We start from the raw sequence: 22,973 nt of genomic DNA, 5'->3' as shown, positions 1-22,973 counted from the left end.
GGTACCGGACGTCTGGCGGTGAGCGTACGAACGGTCGTCATAGATCCGCTAAAGGCGTCGTCGCGCGCGACGACAGGGCCTCGACCGCCTGTGCGTGCCACGTCCAGGCGTCGATCGCACCGAACACCTCCACGGCCTCGCGCAGGTGGTCGACGGCGTCCGGGGTGTCGAGGTGTCCGAGGGCGAGCAGGATACGGCCCTCGATCAGGCGCTCGCCCACCTGCCGCGCGACACGGAGGCCTCGACCCAGCGCGACCGCGGCCTCGACATCGTCGCCCGCCACGTGCTTCGCCTCGCCCAGCGCATGCAGGACGTAGGCCTCCCCGACCGGGTCGCGGTGGAGGAGCCCCAGGGCACGTTCGGCCGCCGCGACCGCGTCGGCGCCGCGCCCCTGCCGCAGGTAGACCTCGGCGAGCCGCTTGCTCAGCTGCGCCTCGAGCAGACCCTCGCGGACGGGCAGCGTCGCCAGCGCGTCGACGAGCAGGCGCTCCGCCGTGCCGAGCCGGCCCTCCAGCATGTGGACGTGGGCGAGAAAGCCAGCCGTCTGCCGGACCATGTACGGGTCGCCGATCTCGTCGAGGAGCGCGCCGACCCGCTCGAAGCCCCGCTGCGCCAGCGGGAGCTCGCCCTGGAGGCTGTGGACGGTCGCCAGGTGCCGCAGGGCCAGCGCGACGCCCAGGTCGTCGCCGAGGCCCTCGGACAACTCCAGCGCCGCGGTGAGCGGCTCGGTCGCCTCCGCGAGCTTCCGCTCGTGCAGGGCGAGCACGCCCAGGGCGTACAGCATCGCCGCCTCGCCGCGGCGGTCCCCCACCCGCCGGCAGGAACCGAGCGCCCGGTCGGCGGCGACGCGCCAGTCGTCGTGGTACGAGCCCCACTCGAACAGGAAGACGAGCCGGACGACGAGGCTCCAGCACACCTGCGTCCAGCCCAGATCCGCGGTGTGGGCGACCGCGGCGACCAGGTTCGTTCGCTCGGCCTCGAGCCACGCGACCGGATCCGTGATCTCGGCGTCGGGCGGGAGCCACGCGGAGACATCGCCGTGGAGGCGGACGGGTGCACTGTCACCCTGCTCGGCCAGCCGGGCGAGGCCGGTCAGGCCGAACATCGCCCCGAACGCCCGGTCGAGCGCGGCGGCGCGGTCCTCGGCTGTCTCCTCCGACTCGGCCCGCTCCCGCGCGAACAGCCGGATCAGGTCGTGGAACCGATACCGCGACTGGCCGGCGATGTCGAGCCCGAGCGGCTGCAGCAGCTGGGCGTCGACGAGCTCCTCGCACAGCTCGTCCGCGTCGGCGACCGTGCCGTCGACCACGGCCGCGAGCAGCCAGGGCGCGAACCCGCCCGGGGTGTCGAGCAGGCCGAGCCGCCGGAACCCGACCGTCGCTCGCGCCGACAGCTCCCGGTACGACAGCGCGAAGCTGCCGCGCACCTGGAGCTCGTCCCTGCTGAGCTGGTCGAGCCGGCCCTGCTCGTCGCTCAACCGGTCGACCAGGTCGGCGACCGACCAGGCCGGGCGGGACGCGAGCCGGGTCGCGGCGATGCGGAGCGCGAGCGGCAGCCCCTCGCACAGCGCACCGAACCGCGCGGCCGCGTCCGGCTCGGCTCGCATCCGGTCCGTGCCGACGACACCTGCGAGCAGGTCGGACGCGTCGTGCTCGTCCATCACGCCCACCGGCACGGACAGCGCGCCCTCCGCCGCGACGAGGCCCTCCAGCCGCCTGCGCGCCGTCACCACCACGCAACAGCCGGGCGATCCCGGCAGCAGCGGCCTGACCTGCGCGGCGGACGCGGCGTTGTCGAGCAGGATCAGCACCCGCTGGCCGTCGAGGACGCTGCGGAACAGTGCCGTACGGTCCTCCGCTGCCGCCGGGATCCGCTCGCCGGGCACGCCGAGTGCCCGCAGGAACCGTTCCAGCACCGCCTCCGCCGTGACCGGCTCCGCGTCGGGATCGTGCCCGCGCAGGTCGGCGAAGAGCTGGCCGTCGATGAACCGCTCGGCGACCCGCTGCGACCAGTGGACCGCGAGCGAGGTCTTGCCGACCCCGGCCACACCGCTGACGACCGCGACCGGTAGATGCCTCCCCCGCTGGTCGAGCAACGAGTCGAGCGCCGCCAGCTCGGTGGCCCGACCGGTGAACGCCGGGACGGCCGGCGGCAGCTCGGCGGGCCGCGGCTCCGGTGCCGCGGTGTCGGCGTCCGGGTCGGGCTCCGCCGGTGCCTCGTCCCTGAGGATCGCCTCGTGTAGCTCCCTGAGTGGTGCACCCGGCTCGAGCCCGAGCTCGTCGACGAGGAGCCGCCTGCCCTGCTGGTACACGTCGAGGGCGTCCGCCGGGCGACCGGACCGCCACAGGGCGAGCATCAGCTGAGCGCGCGGACGTTCGCGCAGCGGGTGCTCCGCCACCAGCGACGTGAGGTCGCCGAGCACCTCGCGGTACCGGTCAAGCGCGAGCTCCGCCTCGACCCACTCCTCGAGCGCGACGACGCGCAGCTCGTCGTACCGCGCGACGCCAGCGTCGTTGCCCGCCGGGCGGGACGCCTCGAGCACGGGCCCTCGCCACAGCGCAAGTGCCGCGCGCAGCAGCGCGGCGGCCTCGTCGTGACGCTCGCACTCGACTGCCGACCGTGCGGCGGCGATCGCGTCGTCGACCCGCAGCGCGTCGACACCGACGGCGTCGACGCGCACGCGGTAGCCGCCGCTCGCGGTCTCGATCACCTCGTCGTCGCACCCCGCCCGCATGAACGCCTTGCGCAGCGCGGAGACGTGGACGGTCACCAGCGCCCGCGCGGACGCCGGCGGCTCGTCGCCCCACACCGCGTCGACCAGTCGTTCGACGGGCACGACCCGACCCGCGTCGAGGAGGAGAGCGGCGAGAACCAGCCGCGGACGTGGCCCGCCCAGGTGCACGGCGCGTCCGTCGACCGACGCCTCCAGCGGCCCGAGGATCGAGAGCTCGACCGTCGTCATCTGCTAGAGCTGCCCGATGATCGCCGCCGGGGTCTCGGGATCCGGATTGCGCTCGATCTCGGCGGCCTCCTCCGGGCCGACCAGGCCGAGGGCGAGCAGGATCGCCGCCGACCGCTGCCACGAGTCGCACCCGTCCATGCCGAGGTCGTGCAGCGCGCGTCCCAGGCCCCACAGGTGCTCGGCCTCCCAGTAGGTGCCGGCGTAGCCGGTGGCGCGTCCGGCGGCGAGCGCCTCGCGGAAGGTGGCGACGGCCCGGTCGGCCGTACCGGCGAGCCGGTGCGCCTCGGCGAGGTTGCCCAACGCGATCACCTCGGTGCGCATGGTCCCCTTCTCACGCGCGAGGGCGACGCTCGCCTCGTGCGCGGCGACGGCCTCGGTCAGGCGACCGAGGCGGTGGTAGACGAGCCCGGTGGAGGTCAGGCAGGTTGCCGCGCGTCCCGGATCGCCGAGCCGGCTCGCCCGGCCGAGACAGTCGAGGGCGCGGTCGAGCCGACCGAGCGACCGGCAGACCACACCGATGCCATGCAGGGTCAACGCCTCACCCTCCCGGTGTCCGACCGACTGCCACCGCGCCAGCCCCTGCTCGAGGTGGTCGAGTGCCTCGGTGAAGTACCCGAGCGTGTTGTACGCCCAGCCGAGGTCGTTGTGGGCGAGACCGAGGTGACGGGGATCGCCGGTGCGGGTCGCCGCCTGCAGGGCGATCTCGCCGACGGTGAGCTGCTCGCGCCACCGCCCTCGGTACTCCAGCGGAGCATCGAGCGCGGCCGCGAGCGACATCGCGACACCCGGCTCGTCACCGCTCGCGGCCTGCCGTGCCGCGGCGATCAGATTGTCGCGCTCGACCTCCACCCACGCGTTGACGTCGGCGACGGACGTCAGGGCGACGCCCGGGTGCGTCAGGGTAGTGGGGGCGAGATCCGTGCGCCAGGCGTAGGACGGCGCGACGATCGACGAGGCGGTCAACGCGGTGCCGACATAGCAGTGCACCGCCCGCCGCCTGGCCCGCACGCGCGCCTCCTCGGTCTCCTCCGCCACCGCGCGCTCGTGCGCGAACAGCCGGAGCAGGTCGTGCATGTGGTAGCGCCCGGGTGCACGGGTCTGCGCGAGCTGGGCGTCGACCAGTCGGTCGAGCACCTCCTCGGCGCGGTCCTCGGACACGTCGGCCAGTGCCGCCGCCACCGGGACGCCGACATCGAGTCCGTCGAGCAGACCGAGCAGGCGGAACATCCGGCCGGTGTGCGGATCGTCGAGGTCGGCGTAGCTGACCATGAAGCTGGCCCGCACGCCCTGGTCGTCGACGGTGAGCTCGGAGAGCCGCCCGTGCTCGCCGGCGAGCCGGTCGGCGAGGTCGCGCACCGACCACGAGGGACGGGAGGCGAGCCGAGCGGCGGCGAGGGCCAGCGCGAGCGGCAGCCGCTCGCACATGCGCACGACGTCGGCGGTCGCGCCGGGCTCGGTCTCGACGCGTTCGCGGCCCGCGATCCGCGCCAGCAACTCGTGCGCGTCGTCGTCGTCGAACACGTCGAGGGTCAGTGAGGTGGCACTGTCGAGCGCCCCGAGGACGCGACGGCTCGTGACGACGACGGCGCATCCGGGACCGCCGGGCATGAGGCGCCTGACCTGGCGCGCGTCGGCCGCGTTGTCGAGGACCACGAGCAGCCGCCTGCGGTGGGTGAGGCTGCGGAACATCGCGTCGAGCTCGTCGTCGCCCGACGGGATCGCCGACGTCGGGACGCCGAGTGCCCCCAGGAAGCTGACGAGCACCGCGGCGGGCTCGAGCGGCACGCCGTCGGGAGTGGAGCCGTGGAGGTCGACGTACAGCCGACCATCGGGGAACCGGTCGGCCACGAGGTGGGCGAGATGGATCGCGAGCGCGGACTTGCCGACTCCGCCGGCTCCCGCGATCGCCAGGGCTCCACCGTCGCGGATCAGCTCGCCCAGCCGTTCGACCTCGGCGGCGCGACCGGTGAACGAGGCGACGTCGCGCGGGAGACTGCTCGGCACGGCGTCGTCTCGAGCGGGCACGGTGTCGCCGGACGCCGGCCCACCTGGCGTGCTCTCGTCCGGTCGCGTCGCCGGTCCGATCTCGCCGGTGAGGACGGCCTGTTCGACCCGCCTGAGCTCCGCGCCCGGCTCGACGCCGAGCTCGTCCACGAGCACCCGGCGCCCCTCGCGGTACGCGTCGAGGGCCTCGGACTGCCGGCCGGACTCCGCCAGCGCCCGCATCAGCCGGGCGCGCAGGCGCTCGCGCAGCGGATGCTCCGCCACCAGCGCACGGAGCTCGCCGCTCACCGCGCGGTGGCCGCCGCGGCCGAGCTCGACGTCGGCCCACTCCTCGGCGATCGTCAGCCGCAGCTCCTCCAGCCGGGCCGCCCCGGTCGTGAGGCTCGACCCGGTGATGTCGGAGCCCGTGAGCTCCGCGAGAACGGGCCCGCGCCACGACGACAGCGCGTAGCGCAACAGCTCGGCGGCCTTGTCGACGAAACCCTTGTCGACGGCGTCCCTCGCCTCGTCGAGGCACCGGCGCGCCTCGTCGGCGTCGAGGCGCAGCGCGTCGGTCCGTACGAGATATCCGCCGGGGACGGTCTCGATCATCGGATGCGCGCATCCCGCGCGCTCCAGTGCGCGGCGCAGCGCCGACACATGGATGGACACCTGGGCGCGTACCGACCCGGGCAGCTCGTCGCCCCAGACCGCCGCTGTCAGCCGCTCGGTGGGGACGACCCGACCCGCGTCGAGCAGCAGGGTGGCGAGGAGGGCACGCGGCCGGCGGCCACCCAGGGCGACGGGCCGGCCTCCCACGAGCACCTCGAGCGGCCCGAGGATCCGGCACTGCGTCGGTTCCGCCACCGCTACCTCCCGCCGTGCCCAACCTATAGCCGACCTATGCCGCCGGTCTCTACCGTCCACCTGGTCTAGACCATACGGGTGGAGGTTCGGCTCGCAAATGCACCGCCTGCGACGTTGCCGCGCCGCGATCGGTGCCGTCGGGTTCGCCGGCCGTTCCGCCGTCGTCGTCGGGGCGCGGTCCGCCGCCGCCGCCCCGGCGGCGTCGCCGGAACGGCCGGGGCGGATCTCCGAGTACAACGCCGACGTCGTCGCGAGGGCCGTGGTGCGGAACGCATGCGCGCACGCGCCGTGACGGGCCCGCTCCTCGAGCCCGGCGGCCTGCCTCCGCAGCTCCGCGACGGCAGGCGACTGCGTCGGGTGGCCGCCGCCCTGGTCGTCCTCTGCGTCGGCTGGCTCGCCGCCGGCAGCGCGCACGACCACGTCACGCGTCCCACGATCGAGGTCGAGCAACGCGCCGTCGACGCCGCCCGGGCACTGCCGGCGAACGGACCGGCGGCGGGCACGTTCCGTCGGGAGTGGCGACGGCACCTGCCCCTCGCCGGAGAGCTCGGTGGCGAGACCTATCTCGCGGGAACGCACGTCGTCGTCACCTCCCCCGACGGGCTGCGCGCGTACGACGCGCGCACCGGCGAGAACGGCTGGCACTACCGCGAGCCCGGCCGCACCCTCTGGGGGCTCGCGGTGACGGCGGGCGCGGTCGTCGTCGAGACTCACGGGGACCTGGGCGTACGCCTCGTCGGCCTCGACGCGGCCACCGGCGATCGGCTCTGGACGTCGCCCGACGAATGGCGGCTCACCCACCACGGCGACGACGGCTCCCGGACGATGGGCGAGTCGGCCGATGCCGCGGACGGGATCGTCGCCGTCGAGCCCGGAGGCGAACCGGAACGCCTCGGCGTCGATGCGCGCACGGGTGAGAAACGGTGGGCCACGCGCCTGCATCGCTGGTCGGGCGACGGCTGCGCACCGGTCGACGGGTCGGAGGACGCGCGCGCGGATCCCGACGGCGAGGTGCTGCTGGCCGAACTGTGCGACGCGACCGTCCTGGCGCTCGACGCGGCGACGGGAGACGCGCTGTGGTCCAGGCCGCTCTCGCCGACCGGCACCGAGCCGGTCACGAGCGGCGGCGTGGTCGTCCTCGAGACGGGCGGGTCCCGCGCGATGAACTGGGAGGACGGTCTGCCCACGCTGCTCGGGCGCAACGGCCGCCGGCTGTTCCGGCTGGAACCGGGCACGTCCTGCCTCCCGTGCCGACCACTGTCCGCCGCGGGTCGCGTCGTGCTGCCGTACGACGACGAGCACGGCCGGTCGAGACTCGCGGTGGTAGACCCGCGCGACGGCCGAGTCTGGTCAGGCCTCGCTGCACCGGGTGGCGACCCGGCGGGTGACCCGGCGTACGTCTCCGACAGCACGCGGCTCTACGCACTCCGTCCGACCCTCGACGGCACCGGTCAGCTGCTGCCCGCGGGGCTCTCGGTCTTCGACGTCCGGGCGAACGAGTGGCACCTCGCACCGCTCCCGTACAGCATGCTGCCGGCGCGCGCGGGACAGCCCGCGCCGCGGTCACCCGCCCTGGTCGGCGCGGCAGGTGGGCGGCTGTTCGCCGTCGCGACGCCGCCGCGAGACGTCCCGGACGCGCGGCTGGAGCTCACCTCGTACGCGTCGACGGGGACGAGAGAACCGACCGAGCTGGGCGGCGTGCCCGCGCGCGACTGGCCGGACGCGTGTGCCCTGCTGCGGGGCATCCGGCTTGAGGACTGGGAGTCGCGCACCGACGAGCCCGATCCACCCCTGCGGATCGGTGGCAACACCGTCGCGCGTCCCGGGTGCGGACGCGGCGAGACGGAGGTACGCGTCCTCTGGGTGGCCGCCACGGCGCGCGAGGCGGACGCGCTCCTGGACGGAGCCGCCTCGGACGTCGGCGCCGACGAGGAGTTCACGGCGGGCCTCCTGAGCAGTCGGCGGATCGTACGGGTCGGGCGGACGATCGTCCTCGTCCGCGACTACGAAGAGCGCGAGTCCACCACGCGCGCCGTCGTGCGGGAGTTCCGCCGGTGAACGTCTCCGTGGGCATGATGCTCGCGGCCTGCCTCCTCGTCGCGGCGCCGGTCGAGGCGGCACGGGCGGATCTCGCCGGCGCGCCCTCGTCCGACCGGCTCGCCATCACCACCGTGGTCGGGACCGGCGACGCGGGATTCGCGGGCGACGGACGACGGGCGGTGAAGGCGGCGGTCGGCTATCCCCAGGCCGTCGCCACCGCGCCGGACGGCACGTTGTACGTGCTCACCGGCCTGCGGATCAGGGCGGTCGACCCGAAGACGGGCACGATCGAGACGATCGCCGGCACCGGGAAGCCGGGTTTCTCCGGCGACGGCGGCCCCGCCACGAAGGCGCGTTTCTCCGACGAGTACGACGGCCTCTACGGCGTCACCGATCTGACGGTCGGCGCCGACGGCACGCTGTACGTCGCCGACGCGGGGAACCACCGCGTCCGCGCCATCGACCCCGACACAGGCACGATCGAGACGGTCGCCGGGAGCGGCGGCACGGGTCCGCGTGGCAGCTTCTCCGGCGACGGCGGACCCGCTCGCAAGGCTCGGCTCTCCTACCCGCGCGACGTCGCCGTCGGCCAGGACGGCACGCTCTACATCGCCGACTCCCTGAACTACCGGATCCGTGCGGTCGACAAGAAGAGCGGCAGGATCGAGACGATCGCCGGTGTCAGACACCCGGGCGACGAGGGTTCCGGCTTCTTCCCGAAGCCGGACGACGACGGCCGCGGGAGGGCCACGAACACGTTCGTCGAGCCCACCGGGCTCACCGTCGGCACGGACGGCACCGTGTACTTCGCCGACACGGACGAGGACCGCGTCCGCGCCGTCGACCCGGAGAAGGACACGATCGTCACAGTCGCGGGCACGGGAGGCCCGTACGGCGCGACCGGACTCGGCGAGCCCACCGACCTCGCGGCGGGTGCCGACGGCGTCCTCTACATCGCCACCAACGACGTGTTCGCTGTCGACCACTCGAAGAACCGTGTGCACCGCCTCGACCTCGACGAGAAGCGCCTCACGCACGTCGCCGGAGGCGCGCCCGAGGGGGCGCTCGGCGACGGCGGCCCGCCGACCCGCGCCTACCTCGCCGGGCCCGCATCCTCGGGGTCCATGGGCATCGCGTACGGCGAGGACGGCACCGTCTACATCGCCGACGCGCGCAACAACCGGGTCAGGGCGGTCGACAAGGCTCCGAGCGGCACGCGACACACCAGGCACCGCACCGCCGCCGAGACCATCGACACGCTCGCCGGCAGCGGCGTGCGGCTGGGAGAGAAGCGACGCGACGAGCTCGACGACACAGAGGACGGCTGGTTCTACCGCGACGTGCACGACCTCGACGAGGTCACCCTCGACACACCCGGCGACGTGGTCGTCGCCGACGACGGGACCGTCTACATCGCCGACACGGGCAACGACAGGGTCCGCATGATCCGGCCAGGCGACGACACCGTCCGCACGGTCGCCGGGACCTCGGAAACGCCCGGCTACGACGAGATGGACAACGGCGACGGCGGGCGGGCCACGGACGCCTACCTCGACAACCCCGCGGGACTGGCCCTGGGCCCGGACGACACGCTCTACGTGTCGGAGGACGGGTTCTGGTCGGACGGCGGGGTCGTCCGGGTCGTCGACCTGGACGAGGGCACCATCGACACCGCGCCGGGCACGGATATCGGCGTCGAGCGGCCCGGCGACATCGACGTGGGCGCCGACGGTGCGCTGTACGTCGTCGACACCCATGACGACCTGGTGTGCAAGGTCAGGCCAGGCGGCGACGAGTGCACGACGATCGCCGACAGCGCGTACAGCGGCGAGTCCGGTCCCTCGGTCGTCCGGCCGACGGGTGTCGCAGTCGCACCCGACGGCACCGTGTACATCGCGGACGCCGGCGCCGTTCGCGTCCGAGCACTCGACCAGGAGACCGGCGAGATCACCACGGTCGCCGGGTACGTGACGCCGGGCGTCGGCGTCTCCGGCGACGGTGGGCCGGCGACCTCCGCGCAGATCGGCTCGCCCGGCGGACTGGACACCGGTCCCGACGGGACGCTGTACCTGACCGACCGGAAGAACCACCGGGTCCGCGCGGTCGACCCGCGCACCGGGACCATCAGTGCCGTCGCGGGAACGGGCAGGTTCTCCCGCACCGGTCCTGATCCGACCCAGCCCGGGCTGCACCACGGCGGCGGCGGTTTCGCCGGCGACGGCGGGCCGGCCGGGAGAGCGAAGCTCGACCAACCGGGCGAGGTCGCGGTCGGTCCCGACGGCGCCCTGTACGTCGCCGACACCGGCAACAACAGGATCCGCGTCATCGGCGGAGCCGACGTGTCGGCACGCGGCGGCACGCCCTCCGCCATCGCTCTCGTCGCCGGCGTCGTGCTGCTCACGGCGGTTCTCGCCGGCGCGGTGCTGTACTCCCGCCGTCGGCGGCACCGGCGCGCCGAGACCTCCTCCTCGTCGGCATCGCCTTCGTCCTCGGCTCCCCCACCGGGCCATGGGCCACAGGCGCCATAGGTCTCGGCCTGCGACCTATGGATGAGCTGAACCCGATGTATGGCGACGTCTCCTAGCGTCGTCGCCGTACCCACCTCGGGAGGACTACTCATGACGGACTACGACATCGACGTCCTGGGCGTCGTCCGCGGGATCGAACGCACGGTGGCCGTCACGGAGACACTCGCCACCGACGCGGCGGTGTACCAGGACGGCCTCAACCACGCCTCGATCACCACCGGCGGCGGGATCGTGGCCGTCGCGTTGGGCGACTTCGCGAACCACTACGCCAAACACCTGCCGCAGATGTTCGCCCGGACGGGGCAGGTGATCCAGGCGACCGTCAACGCCACCACGGCCTACATCGAGGGCGACCAGCAGATGGCCGACAACGCCAGCAGCGCCTCCGCCTCCACCGGTGACGGCTCCGGCTCTCAGGGCGACAGCGACGGGTCCGGCGGCACACATGAGCCGGTCGGTGTCTGCGGCGGCACCGAACCGCCGGACGACGGCGGGATCAAGCGCGGCGGCGGACCTGCGTCCGACGACGGCTCCGGCATCTGCTTCTTTCCGCCGGCGGTGGGCTGACAGGAGTCGACGTGATCAATCCGGGCGAGATCCCGCTCTTCACCGGCAGCTGCGACGGCATCGAGACGGCCGCGTACAAGCTGCGGACCGCTGGCACCGGGATCACCACGCGCGGCAGCGCCATCCACTCCACCGTGCAGAGTCTCAGGCTGTCGTACCGGGCTCCGGAGACAGAGAACCTGTTCGCCGCGACCGAGCCCGTGCGGAAGCTGGGACTGGAGTTCGGCGAGCACGTCCGGGCGGTCAGTCACATCCTCGAAGCCTTCGCCGCAGAGATGCGTCCCATCGCCGCCGATCTGAAGAACCTCAAGGCCGACGCCCAGGACTTCGTCGACGAGAACAGCTGCGACCCCGACCAGGCCTGGCTCGAGGACGAGGCGAAGGTCGACAAGAACAACGAGATGATCGACGACGTCAGCGCCAAGGTCGAGCAGATGTGGGACGTCGAACGCAAGTACGCCAACGCCATCGAAGCGCTGTTCGGCGGCACCAGGAAGTTCGTCGCCGGCGACACGTTCCTCGGACAGATGGCCGGGCTCGGGCTGCTGCCCGGCGTCGAAGCGTACGGCATGAGCTCCATCCCCGAGGTGGAGATCGACGGCGAGCTCCAGGAGGGCGTGGAACTCCCATGGGGCACGGCGGCGGAGTGGGACGCCCCGTGGTACGTGGACGTGGCGGCCATGGGAGCGAGCTACTACAAGGGCCTCTACATCGACGGCCTCCTGGGCACGATCGACGGCATCACCACCCTCATCCCGATCCAAGCGGGAATCCACGCCCTCACCGGCTGGGAATGGGCCAACACCTTGGACGACACCGGCGCCGCCTGGGAGAACCTCGGGATGACCGTCGCGGGCGTCCTCTTCGTCAGCTCCGGAGCCATCCTCGTCTACGGCGGCGCGAAGATGGCCGGCTGGACGTCCGAAGGCGTCGACGAGTTCGTGAGCGACGCGATGAATGCCCAGCTCGGCGCCGTCAAGGGCATCGTCGCCTGGGACACCTGGGGCGAGGACCCGGCGCGCGCGGCAGGCGCGACCACATTCAACGTCGGTACGTTCTTCCTTCCCGGTCCCAAGGGCCTGGCAGCGAGCGGGAAGGCCGGCGGGATGCTGCAGGCTGGAGTGAAGCTCGTCGACGACGCCGTGGCCGCGGTCGTCAAGGTCGACAAGGTCGTGCTGCCGAAGGTGGGACACCTGGTCAAGACCATCAACGAGGGCATCGGGGAGATGAAGACCGCCCTCAAGGACACCCTGTTCGGCAAGACCGACATACCCCACGACACGAACGGGCTCAGCAAGCTCAACAAGCTCGACGACGGCGCCACTCCACCACCGCCCACGAAGACGCCCGGCAGCAGTGACACGGGCGTCAGACCCCATGGGACCGACGGGACGCCACCCAAGCGAACGACCGGCGGCAAGAGCACCGACGAGATCCTCGCTAGCGGCAAGAGCGTCGACGAGATCTTGGCCAGCGGCAAGAGCACCGACGAGATCCTCGCCGGCAGCGAGAGCGTCGACGAGATCCTCGCTAGCGGCAAGAGCACCGACGAGATCCTGACGTACGGGAAGCATGCCGACTTCTATGACAGCAGGATCACGCCGCCCGACGAGATCCCGCCGCCGCGCACGGACAAGGACGGCCCGTCCATGGAGGACAAGGAGATGAATCCGAGGTACGAAGGGGAGGAGAGGCCCCGGTGGGACAAGGACGGAAGGGTGAGGACGGGCGTCCAATACTTCAGTCCCACCAAGCTCGAGCAGCACCGCCTCTTCGCGCACAACGGACGGTTGTACACGACAGAAGGCAAACTCTTCGACAGCACAGGGGCCAGATCAGCCCATGGCGGCGAGGCCATCTACGCCATGGACAAGTACGGAAACCTCTACGCTTCCAAGACACACGAGGTCGGAAAGCTCCACCACTCCAGCTTCCTCGGCGGGAAACCCGTCGCCGGAGCCGGAGAGCTGACGGTTCGCAACGGGAAGGCGATCTACATCAACAGGAGAAGCGGACACTACTGGCCGGATCCCGAGCACCTGTATCGGGTCGTCGACGCGTTGAGGCGGGCCGGCGTGCGCGTCGACAAGGTGGACAGCATATGGGTCTGATGAACGAACCGCGATGGCGCCGGCTGGTCGGCGGCCTGGTCTACTCGGTGCAGTTCGAGCGGGACCTCGACGACGACCTCGCGGAGCACCAGGCCCTCGCGATGCTCGAGGAACCGATGCGCGGGTTCGGCCAGGAGGACGGCTACGCCGCGCTCGGCGAGGCGCTGCGTTCCGGCGACGACTTGACCGACCTCCTCCCCGGTCCCATCCCCGCCGACCACACCGACCAGGACATCAGGGACTTCGTGGCACGGGTCAGGGATCGCATGGACGCAAGGCGCCCCTGGGTCACTCCGGCATTCGTCCCGCTCGATGCCTCCCGCTCCGACGAGTTCCGAACAGGCCGCGCCGTCGCGGCGCTACCCCGCCGGTATGTCGAGGTGGGCGAGCGCCTGCAACGTATGTTCACCACGATCGAAGGCACCGACGGCGGTGAACGCGAGGTCCTGCTACTGCGCCTACGGACCGGCGACGAGGTCGCCCTCGTCGCACCCTGGTGGGAGCGGAGCGAACGCGTCGCCGTCGTGCAGCATCCCGGGTCGACGCGGAGCCCCCACGAGGTCCTGACCGCCTTCCTCGACCTCACCGGGTACGACAGGCACGAGATCACCGACCTCACCGTCGACCGGTCCTGAGCCCTCCAACCCGTGAGGGGCACCCTCACCGTCCCAGAGCACGGTGAGGGTGCCCCTCACGGGTGGCCGGCGTGGCAGGCGGTTTAGCGCCGCGTTAGCCGATCTATGACCCGTCGATGTCGACCTCCAGCGGCAGCCTAACCCCCGCTACACCCCACACACACCTGGCGGCGACGACCTCGCCACACGCCTGACACGGCTGCGCACCGACGAACTCACCACCCACGACCTCCGCGTCATCGGCCACGGCGAGGTGACCGTACCGCCGACGCAGCCGGCGACCTCACCATCGCGCACGACGACAGGCCCGGACCAGCCGTCGAAGCCTGGGTACGCGACGACGACGCCCGCACCGCCCACCCCGACGTCCGGCCACGACGCACCACCGTGGCCGCCCTCGCCGCGGACCTGCCCACCCGTCACGGCGTCGAGTTCGTACTGCCGGACGGCCGGCGCATCGGTGTCACCGCCGACGGCGTCGACCGGCTCGCGGGAGACAGCTGACGCGGGCCGGTCAAGGCCGGTTGCGGTCCACGCATCCGGGTTTTCCGGATCGCCGCCGCCGGCTCTAGCATTCCTCCGTGACTCAGCTGCGTGTGGCCTTGGCCCAGACGAACCCGACGGTCGGAGACCTCCGCGCCAATGCGGACCGCGCGCTCGACGCGGTCCGCGAGGCCGAGGAGGCCGGCGCCCACCTCGTCGTCTTCCCCGAGATGTACCTCTCGGGCTACCCCGTGGAGGACCTCGCGCTGCGGCGGTCCTTCTGCAACGCCTCGCGCCGCGAGCTCGCGAGGCTCGCCACCCGGCTGGCCGAGGAGGGTCTCGGCGACGTCACCGTCGTCGTCGGCTACCTCGACGCGATCGGGGGCAAGTGGCAGAAGGCGGGGCAACCGCCGTCGGCACCGCTCAACGCCGGCGCGTTCCTGAACGGCGGACGCGTCATCGTCAGGTACGCGAAGCGGCACCTGCCCAACTACGGCGTGTTCGACGAGTTCCGCTACTTCGTGCCCGGGCAGGACCTCGCCGTCGGTCGGGTCCGCGGCGTCGACGTGGCGCTGATGATCTGCGAGGACCTGTGGCAGGACACCGGGCCGTCGGTGTACGCCAGGGCCGCCGAGGTCGGTCTCGTCGTCGCGATCAACGGGTCGCCGTACGAACGGCTCAAGGACGACGCGAGGTTCGAGCTGTGCGCGCGCCGCGCGAAGCAGGTCGGCTGTCCGCTGGTGTACGTCAACATGGTCGGCGGCCAGGACGAGCTGGTGTTCGACGGCGACTCCCTCGTCGTCGACGCCAAGGGCGAGCTGGTCGCGCGGGCCCCGCAGTTCGCCGAGCACCTGCTCGTCGTCGACCTCGAGCTGAAGGAGGCGTCGGGTGACCCGACGGCGCTGATGCCCGGTGTCGACCGCGTCGTCATCTCCACCGACACGGTGCCGAGGTACGAGCCGCAGGCACCCACGTTCGCGGAGCCGCTCGAGGACCTCGACGAGGTCTACCGCGCGCTGGTGCTCGGCATGCGTGACTACACGCGGAAGAACCAGTTCACGTCCGCCGTCCTCAACCTGTCCGGCGGCATCGACTCCGCACTCGTCGCCACGATCGCCACCGACGCGCTCGGCGCCGACAACGTCCACGCGCTCGCGCTGCCGTCGCAGCACTCGTCCGACCACTCCCTCGCCGACGCGGAGGACCTCGCGAAGCGCCAGGGCATCGGCTACCGCGTCCACCCGATCAGCGGCATCTACGACGCCTACGCGGCGGAGGTGTCGCTCACCGGACTCGCGACGGAGAACCTCCAGGCACGCATCCGCGGCACGATCCTGATGTCGATCTCCAACGAGGAGGGCCACCTCTCCCTCGCCACCGGCAACAAGAGCGAGCTCGGCACCGGGTACTCCACGCTGTACGGCGACTCCGCCGGCGGTTACGCGCCGCTCAAGGACGTCCCCAAGAGCACGGTGTGGGCACTGGCGCGGTGGCGCAACGCGGAGGCCGAGAAGCGGGGACTGCAGGCGCCGATCCCGGAGAACACCATCACCAAGCCGCCGAGCGCGGAGCTCAGACCGGGCCAGCAGGACAGCGACTCGCTGCCGCCGTACGAGCAGCTCGACGCACTCCTCGACGACTACGTCGAGGACGACTTCGGTCGCGAGGAGCTGATCGAACGCGGGCACGACCCGGCGATGGTCGACCTGGTCACCGCGATGGTCGACCGCGCGGAGTACAAGCGCTTCCAGTTCCCGCCCGGCCCGAAGATCTCCGAGCGCAACTTCGGCCGCGACCGGCGGCAGCCGATCACCAACGCCTGGCGCGAGTACGAGCGGTAGGTACTACTGCGGCGGCGGGCCCTGCTGTTGGTAGTGGCTCTGCTGCTGACCCTGCTGCGGCTGCTGGTATTGCGGCTGCTGCTGGTACTGCGGCTGCGGCTGCTGCCGCTGCGGCGCCTCGTTGCCGGCGAGCTGGTTGACGATGCGGTGCGCGCCCAGCGTCGCGCGCGGGTCGTCGAGCGCCTCGAGCGTTCCGCTCTTCACCGCGGCCTTCACGACGAAGTACAGGATGAGGAACCCGACGGCCATCAGGACGAGGCCAAGCAGCAGACCGAGAATCGACGCCATATTCCCCATGCGGTGAGCGTAGGGCATTACGTCGCCGGTGGTGACACTGCGTCGCAGGATGGCCGCACCCGGCCACGGGCCGCGTCACCCCACCGCGTTGTTCAAGATTCCTTCAGCCACGCGACACCTGCCCCGGATAGGACCGGTACGACAGGTCCGATGCCCCTGCGGCGAAAGGTGTCTCGTCATGCCCACCTCACCCACGTCGCCGGGACGCCCGTCGCGTCGCGCGTTCCTCACCGTCGTCGGGGGCTCGCTCGCGCTGCCCTCGCTCGTCGCACCGGCGACCGCGGCCGCCGCCGACCGGCGCGCGCCCTCGCTCGTGCGCCGGGGACGTCCGTCGCTCACCCACGGCGTGCAGTCCGGTGACGTGTCGGCGACCAGGGCGACCGTCTGGGCACGCAGCGACCGGCCCGCCCGCATGCTCGTCGAGGTCAGCCGCCGTCCCGACCTCGCGCACGCGCGCACGGTCCGCGGCGCGTACCTCACCCCGGCGTCGGACAACACGGGGAAGACGCTGCTCACCGGCCTTCCACCCGGCTCCGACCTCTACTACCGGGTGACGCCCGTCGACGCGCGCGACGACCGGCGGACCGGCGAGCCCGTCACCGGTCACCTGCGCACGGCTCCGGCGCGGCGTTCCGATGTCTCGTTCGTCTGGTCCGGCGACCTCGGCGGCCAGGGGTGGGGCATCGACGAGGCGCGCGGCGGCTACCGCATCTTCTCCGCGATGCGCGGGCTCGACCCCGACTTCTACGTCTGCAACGGCGACAACATCTACGCCGACAACCCGATGGAGTCCGAGGTGCCGCTGCCCGACGGCACGGTCTGGCACAACGTCGTCACCGAGGAGAAGTCGAAGGTCGCGGAGACGCTGCACGAGTACCGCGGGAACTACAAGTACAACCTGCTCGACGACAACCTCCGCGAGTTCTACGCGCACGTCCCGCAGATCCAGCAGTGGGACGACCACGAGACGCTCAACAACTGGTACCCGGGCGAGGTCATCGACGACCCGCGGTACCAGGAGAAGAGCGTCGACGTGCTGGCGCGCCGCGCGTACCAGGCATGGAGCGAGTACGCACCGATCGCCACGCGCTACGACGACCAGGGACGCATCTACCGGACGCTCCACCACGGTCCGCTGCTCGACGTGTTCGTCCTCGACATGCGGTGGTACAAGGACCCGAACTCGGCGAACCGGCAGGAGTTCAACAACGGCGGCGTGCTCGGCGACGCGCAGGCGCGCTGGCTGAAGCGCGAGCTGCTCGCGTCCCGCGCCACCTGGAAGGTCATCTGCAACGATCTGCCGCTCGGCCTGGTCGTCGCCGACGGAGAGGACTTCGAGGGCGTGTCGCAGGGCGACGACGGCCGGCCGCTCGGCCGCGAGATCCAGATCGCCGAGGTGCTGTCGTTCCTCAAGCGCCATGACATCCGCAACGTCGTCTGGCTCACGACGGACGTCCACTACACCGCGGCACACCACTTCGACCCGGAGCGTGCCGCGTTCAAGGACTTCGACCCGTTCTGGCAGTTCGTGTCGGGTCCGCTGAACTCCGGCGGGTTCCCCGCGGTCGCGATCGACACGAGCTTCGGCTGCGAGCAGGTCTTCGTCAAGGCACCCACCGAGGCGAACGTCTCCCCCGCCACCGAGTACCAGTTCTTCGGCCAGGTGAGCATAGACGGACACAGCAGGCGTCTGACCGTACGCCTGCGCGACAACTCGGCCCGCGTGCTGTGGAGCAAGGAGCTGCAGCCTCACCGAAGCTGAGGACGCAATTGATCGGTGAGGACGGACCGCGCCTCGACGAGCGACGGCCCGTACCAGGTGAGGTGCCGGCCGCTGACCAACGCGACGTCGTGACCGGGGAAGCACTCCGGCCCGTCGGTCGTGGTGAACGCGTACGGCTCGTCCGGCAGCACGACGAGATCGATCGCGGCCGCACGCAGCTCGTCGAGCGGCACCCGCGGATAGCGCTCGGCATGCGCGGCGTACGCGTTGTCGACGCCGAGCCGAGCGAGCATGTCACCGGCGAACGTGTCGGACCCGAGGACCATCCACGGGCGGCGCCAGATCGGGACGACCGCGACCCTGCGTCGCCCGGCGTGATCGTCGGCCCACATCCGTCGGGAGTCGTCGAGCCATGCGGGTGGCGCGAGACCGAGTGCGCCGACCATCCGCTCGAGGCTTGCGAACGCCTCCGCGACGGTGACGCAGCGCGTCACCCACACCGCGACACCGGCGTCGCGCAACGCGTCGATGTCGGCCTGCCGGTTCTCCTCGAAGTTCGCGAGCACGACGTCAGGTTCGAGGGCGACGACACGCGCGACGTCGGGGTTCTTCGTGCCGCGCACGCGCACCACGTCGATGTCGGCCGGATGCGTGCACCAGTCGGTCGCACCGACGAGCAGACCCGGCGCCGTCACGGCCACGGTCTCGGTCAGCGAAGGAACGAGTGACACGACGCGCGTGACGTCCCTCGGCACCGGGACCGGCACGCCGAGGTCGTCGACCGGGTGTCGTCGCGTCTCCATCATCAGAGGCCATGCTCGCATCCGGACGCCGGGGAAGGCACCATGGACGGGTGGACGCGACGACCGCTGCGATGCTCAGGCTGCTGCTCCAACCGACAGAGTGGCCCCGTCGCATCGGCGACTTCGCCGCCGACATGCGGCGCATGACCCGCAACCCGGACGGCCTGTTGCTCGTCGGCACGCCCGACGACGAACCGTGGCACCTCGCCGCGCACCTCGACGAGACCGCGCGCTGGGAAGGGATCCCGGAGATCTCGCCCGTTCTCGTGCGGTGGAGTCCTCCACGCGAGGGCCCACAGCATCTCACGATGGGCATGCGACGTCTCGACTTCGCGCGGCGAGGCGACCTCGTCCTCGTCGTCGCGCCGTCCGCCGCACCACCGCGTCTACTCGAACGCGTCGACGACGCGCGCAGGAAGGGCGGCACCGTCTTCAGCATCGACACCGGCGACGACGAGCTGTCGTCCATCACGCACGAGTCGTTGAGCGTTCCGGGTCCCATCGTCGTCCCTCCGAACGACTCACGCGTTCCCGTACCCGATCTCGGTGACACCGCCGTCGCCTTCGAGACGGTGCAGCATCTCGTCAACCTCGCGGCCGGTGAGAGCAGCGGACGACGCGGACGCATCCGTTCGCGCATCGCACGTGCACTCGAGGCGATCAGCGGACCAAGCACCTCCGAGTAGCCGGATTCCCTTGATATGTAAGGGAAATCGGCACATCGACGTGCTACACGCGTTCACACCCGTCGATTGGCACTTCGAACCCCTTGTAGCGAATAGCGCGTGCCTACTGGTAAAACATGCTTCTTCCATGCATGGTTTTCATCAACGAGTGCGGCATAGGTACTCGTAGACACTCACGGAGGCGACGAAAGCAATGGCACCCGCAAGGAAGGGCGCTGCGAAGAAGAGCACTGCGCGCAAGACCGCAGCGACCCGTACCGCGAAGAAGACCACGGCCAGGAAGGCCACCGCTAAGAAGGCTCCGGCGAAGCGCGCGACGGCCGCAAAGAAGGCGACTGCGCGCAAGGCGACAGCCCGACCGGCGGCGAAGAAGACCGCAACCAAGAGGGCTACGGCCAAGAAGACCGCCAAGAAGGCACCAGCCCGCAAGGCGGCCGCCAAGAAGGCCACGGCCAAGAAGGCGCCTGCACGCAAGGCGGCCACGAAGAAGGCCACGGCCAAGAAGACCGCCAAGAGGGCACCAGCCCGCAAGGCGGCGACCAAGAAGGCCACGGCCAAGAAGACCGCCAAGAAGGTACCCGCACGCAAGACCGCGGCGAAGAAGACGGCCAGGAAGGCCGTTCGCAAGGTTGCGGCGAAGAGGACCGCGAAGAAGGCGGCGCCTCGCAAGGCGGCCGCCAAGCGCGCAGTGAGGCGCTGACCGACGCACGTCACAGTCGAGGCCCGGGCGTCAACGCCCGGGCCTCGACTCCATCCTTCGTACGATCGGTCAGTCGTCGCGCCAGCGCGGGTCGTCGTCCCACGCCTGGTTGCGTTCCTCAACCCGCCGCAGCGCGCCCTCGGCCTCGTCCTTCGTCCGGAACGGCCCGAGCCGGTCCGCGTTGCGGCAGCCCTCCGCCTCCTCGACGGTCTTGTGCACCACGCAGTACCACCACTCAGTGCTCATACGCGCCCGCCTCCTGCGCTGAGTTACTCATGCTTCCAGTGTCGCACTAGACTCGGACCGTGCCTGTCACCAAGGGAGAGCTGTCTCCCATCCGCACCGTTCCCGCGCACATCACGCGCCCCGAGTACGTCGGCAAGGCGTCCCCCACTCTCGGCGAGTCCGACGTCAAGGACCACGACACGATCAAACGCATGCGGATTGCCGGCAAGCTGGCCGCGCAGGCCCTGCAGGAGATGGGCGTACACGTCCGTCCCGGTGTCACCACCGACGACCTCGACCGCATCGGTCACGACTTCCTGTGCGACCACGACGCGTACCCGTCGACCCTCGGCTACCGCGGATACCCCAAGTCGATCTGCACCTCGCTCAACGAGGTCATCTGTCACGGGATCCCCGACTCCACCGTCATCGCCGACGGCGACATCGTGAACATCGACGTGACGGCGTACCTCGACGGCGTCCACGGCGACACCAACGCCACCTTCCTCGCGGGCGACGTCGACGAGGAGTCCCGACTGCTCGTCGAGCGCACCTACGAGGCCACGAGGCGCGGCATCCGCGCCGTCGCCCCCGGACGCCCGCTCAACGCCGTCGGCCGCGTGATCGAGTCGTACGCACGCCGCTTCGGCTACGGCGTCGTCCGCGACTTCACCGGCCACGGCATCGGCACGACGTTCCACTCCGGCCTCATCGTGCCGCACTACGACAACCCCGCACTCGACGTCGTCATGGAGACCGGCATGGCGTTCACGATCGAGCCGATGATCACACTCGGCACCCACGAGTGGGACATGTGGGACGACGACTGGACCGTCGTCACCAAGGACCGCAAGCGCACCGCACAGTTCGAGCACACGGTCCTCGTCACCGGCGAGGGGGTGGAGATCCTTACCCAGGTTTGAGTTCGCCTTGCCTCACCTCTTGGCCGCTGTCTGTGGGCCGCTGACTCACCCCTCTTTTGAGGGTTGGGGTCGGGCGGTGGGTGTCAAGAATCCGCGCGGCCGTTGCTTCGTGGTGCGGTGGTCTGGCGGAGTCTTGACACCCACCGCCCGACCCGAAGAGCGCGCGTCTACGGGGTGAGGCAGCTCTGTGGCTGCCCCGCTTCCTGGTTCGTCTGCGGTGCTGGCTTGTGCGCGAATTCCCTTGCTACGTAAGGGAATCCGGCCTATCAACCGTCTCTCAGTTGTGGTAGACTCGAACACATGTTCGACGATGTTGTGGAGCTGGACCGGATCGAGGCACTTCCCGCCTCCGGGTCCTCGCATGCCGTGCTCGATGCGATCGATCTCTCGACCGCGGCGGCCGAGGTCTCGCTGGCCGTGCTCGCTGCCTATGAGCGGTGTCTCGCCGCGGCGCAGGCCCGTCAGTTCGCGGCGCTCGCCCGCCTCGACCAACTTCGCGAAGTCAGCAAGGATGACTTCACCCGCGAAGAGGTCGCGGCGGTGTTGCGGATCGCGCCGGACACCGCCGGGTCCCGGCTCGGTGTCTCCCGCATCACCATGGACCGGCTCCCCGCCACCGCGAAGCTGTTCGCCGCCGGGGAACTCACCGCAATGCACGTACGGGTCCTCGCCGACGCCGTCGAACACCTCGACCCCGACACGACCGCGCTGGTGGAGGAGTACGCGCTGCGGCGCCCCGACCTCCCCGTCGGACAGTTCCGCGGCCGCATCAACCACGCCGTCGCCAAGTTCGACCCCGCCGGCGCGGAAGAACACAAGGACCGCGCCTTCGAGGACCGGACGGTGTGGCACCGCCCCGACCCCGGCGAGACCGGGATCCTGGTGATGCGTGGACCCGCGGAACAGACCACCACCATCTTCAACCTGGTCGATGATCTCGCGCGGAAGCTGATCCCCGGCGATACCCGGACGCTGGAGCAGCGCAGGTTCGACGCGTTCGTCGACCTCGTGCTGGACGACAACGTGCGCCGGAACATCACCACTCTCGTGGAGGTCACCGTCCCTGTCGACACCCTGCAGGGCGGCACTACCCCGGCCGAGCTGCGCGGCTACGGACCCGTGTCCGCGTCCACGGCGCGTGCGCTCGCCTCCGGTGAGCGGGTGTCGTGGCGGCGGCTCGCGTTCGACCGTGACACCGGAGTGCTCGCCGCCGTGGGGGACACGACGTTCCGGGCCGGGGATCTCGCCGGACTCCTCGCGGCGCCGGTCGAGGCAGCACCACCGGCCGAACCCCGGTACACGCCCAGCGCCCGGCTGGCCCGGTTCATCAAGGCGCGGGACGTGACCTGCCGGTTCCCCGGCTGCACCCGCAGAGCCCGTCGGACCGAGCTCGACCACACGGTTCCCTGGGCCGCCGGTGGATCTACCGCCACCTGGAATCTGCACTGCTTGTGCAAGCGACACCGTGTGTCCTGAAGATGATTGTGAGGTTCTGATGTAGAAGCTGGAATGCTCGTGATTGTCGTGCTGTGCTGGAGATGAAGGTCGACCCTTCGGGATCGTCATACAGGTGATGGTTTCAAACCACCGCATGCTGCG

15 protein-coding genes are annotated in these 22,973 nt (G+C 71.1%); 11 read left to right on the top strand and 4 right to left on the bottom strand.

Features of this window, described 5'->3' with window-relative positions; all coding sequences use genetic code 11:
- Positions 1 to 37: 37 nt before the first annotated feature.
- Positions 38 to 2,962, bottom strand: coding sequence for a transcriptional regulator (locus GEV10_21910; protein MQA81104.1), 2,925 nt, complete (start codon positions 2,960 to 2,962; stop codon positions 38 to 40).
- Between the two features lie 3 nt (positions 2,963 to 2,965).
- Positions 2,966 to 6,391, bottom strand: a complete 3,426-nt coding sequence (locus GEV10_21905; protein MQA81103.1) for a tetratricopeptide repeat protein — start codon at positions 6,389 to 6,391, stop codon at positions 2,966 to 2,968.
- Between GEV10_21905 and GEV10_21900 the strand changes: the two genes are divergently transcribed.
- The 6 genes from GEV10_21900 (at position 6,086) to GEV10_21875 (ending at position 16,017) form a co-directional block, all read left to right on the top strand.
- Positions 6,086 to 7,870, top strand: a complete 1,785-nt coding sequence (locus GEV10_21900) for a PQQ-binding-like beta-propeller repeat protein (protein MQA81102.1) — start codon at positions 6,086 to 6,088, stop codon at positions 7,868 to 7,870. The genes GEV10_21905 and GEV10_21900 overlap by 306 nt on opposite strands.
- On the top strand, positions 7,867 to 10,380 hold the full coding sequence (locus tag GEV10_21895; GenBank protein ID MQA81101.1) for a hypothetical protein: 2,514 nt from the start codon (positions 7,867 to 7,869) through the stop codon (positions 10,378 to 10,380). Before GEV10_21900 ends, GEV10_21895 begins: the two co-directional genes overlap by 4 nt.
- Positions 10,381 to 10,470: 90 nt before the next feature.
- Entirely contained in the window at positions 10,471 to 10,947 is a 477-nt protein-coding gene (locus tag GEV10_21890; protein ID MQA81100.1) for a hypothetical protein, read from the top strand.
- An 11-nt stretch (positions 10,948 to 10,958) separates the two neighbouring features.
- Positions 10,959 to 13,058, top strand: coding sequence for a hypothetical protein (locus tag GEV10_21885; GenBank protein ID MQA81099.1), 2,100 nt, complete (start codon positions 10,959 to 10,961; stop codon positions 13,056 to 13,058).
- Complete coding sequence (locus GEV10_21880) at positions 13,049 to 13,693, top strand: hypothetical protein (protein MQA81098.1); 645 nt, start codon at positions 13,049 to 13,051, stop codon at positions 13,691 to 13,693. Before GEV10_21885 ends, GEV10_21880 begins: the two co-directional genes overlap by 10 nt.
- 581 nt (positions 13,694 to 14,274) lie before the next feature.
- Positions 14,275 to 16,017: an NAD+ synthase gene (locus tag GEV10_21875; protein ID MQA81097.1), complete on the top strand. Its 1,743-nt coding sequence runs from the start codon at positions 14,275 to 14,277 to the stop codon at positions 16,015 to 16,017.
- Positions 16,018 to 16,020: 3 nt separating this feature from the next.
- Here the strand turns inward: GEV10_21875 and GEV10_21870 are convergent, their stop codons facing one another.
- The gene (locus GEV10_21870) at positions 16,021 to 16,314 is read right to left on the bottom strand and encodes a hypothetical protein (GenBank protein ID MQA81096.1); all 294 of its coding nucleotides are present in this window, start codon (positions 16,312 to 16,314) and stop codon (positions 16,021 to 16,023) included.
- A 178-nt stretch (positions 16,315 to 16,492) separates the two neighbouring features.
- Between GEV10_21870 and GEV10_21865 the strand changes: the two genes are divergently transcribed.
- The gene (locus GEV10_21865) at positions 16,493 to 18,076 is read left to right on the top strand and encodes an alkaline phosphatase (GenBank protein MQA81095.1); all 1,584 of its coding nucleotides are present in this window, start codon (positions 16,493 to 16,495) and stop codon (positions 18,074 to 18,076) included.
- Here the strand turns inward: GEV10_21865 and GEV10_21860 are convergent.
- Positions 18,064 to 18,840: a cobalamin-binding protein gene (locus tag GEV10_21860; protein ID MQA81094.1), complete on the bottom strand. Its 777-nt coding sequence runs from the start codon at positions 18,838 to 18,840 to the stop codon at positions 18,064 to 18,066. The two genes, GEV10_21865 and GEV10_21860, sit on opposite strands and share 13 nt — an antisense overlap.
- 11 nt (positions 18,841 to 18,851) lie before the next feature.
- Here GEV10_21860 and GEV10_21855 point away from each other — a divergent pair, with 11 nt between their 5' ends.
- The 4 genes from GEV10_21855 to GEV10_21840 all read left to right on the top strand — a co-directional run bounded on the left by GEV10_21855 (position 18,852) and on the right by GEV10_21840 (position 22,850).
- Positions 18,852 to 19,526, top strand: coding sequence for a hypothetical protein (locus tag GEV10_21855; protein ID MQA81093.1), 675 nt, complete (start codon positions 18,852 to 18,854; stop codon positions 19,524 to 19,526).
- A gap of 193 nt (positions 19,527 to 19,719) precedes the next feature.
- Entirely contained in the window at positions 19,720 to 20,226 is a 507-nt protein-coding gene (locus GEV10_21850; GenBank protein ID MQA81092.1) for a histone, read from the top strand.
- Between the two features lie 335 nt (positions 20,227 to 20,561).
- Positions 20,562 to 21,374: a type I methionyl aminopeptidase gene (gene map / locus GEV10_21845; GenBank protein ID MQA81091.1), complete on the top strand. Its 813-nt coding sequence runs from the start codon at positions 20,562 to 20,564 to the stop codon at positions 21,372 to 21,374.
- Between the two features lie 300 nt (positions 21,375 to 21,674).
- Positions 21,675 to 22,850, top strand: coding sequence for a DUF222 domain-containing protein (locus GEV10_21840; protein ID MQA81090.1), 1,176 nt, complete (start codon positions 21,675 to 21,677; stop codon positions 22,848 to 22,850).
- Positions 22,851 to 22,973 lie beyond the last annotated feature (123 nt).

It is taken from the genome of Streptosporangiales bacterium, from assembly GCA_009379955.1.
GTDB lineage: Bacteria > Actinomycetota > Actinomycetes > Streptosporangiales > WHST01 > WHST01.
This window is presented reverse-complemented; position numbering and strand designations above follow the sequence as displayed.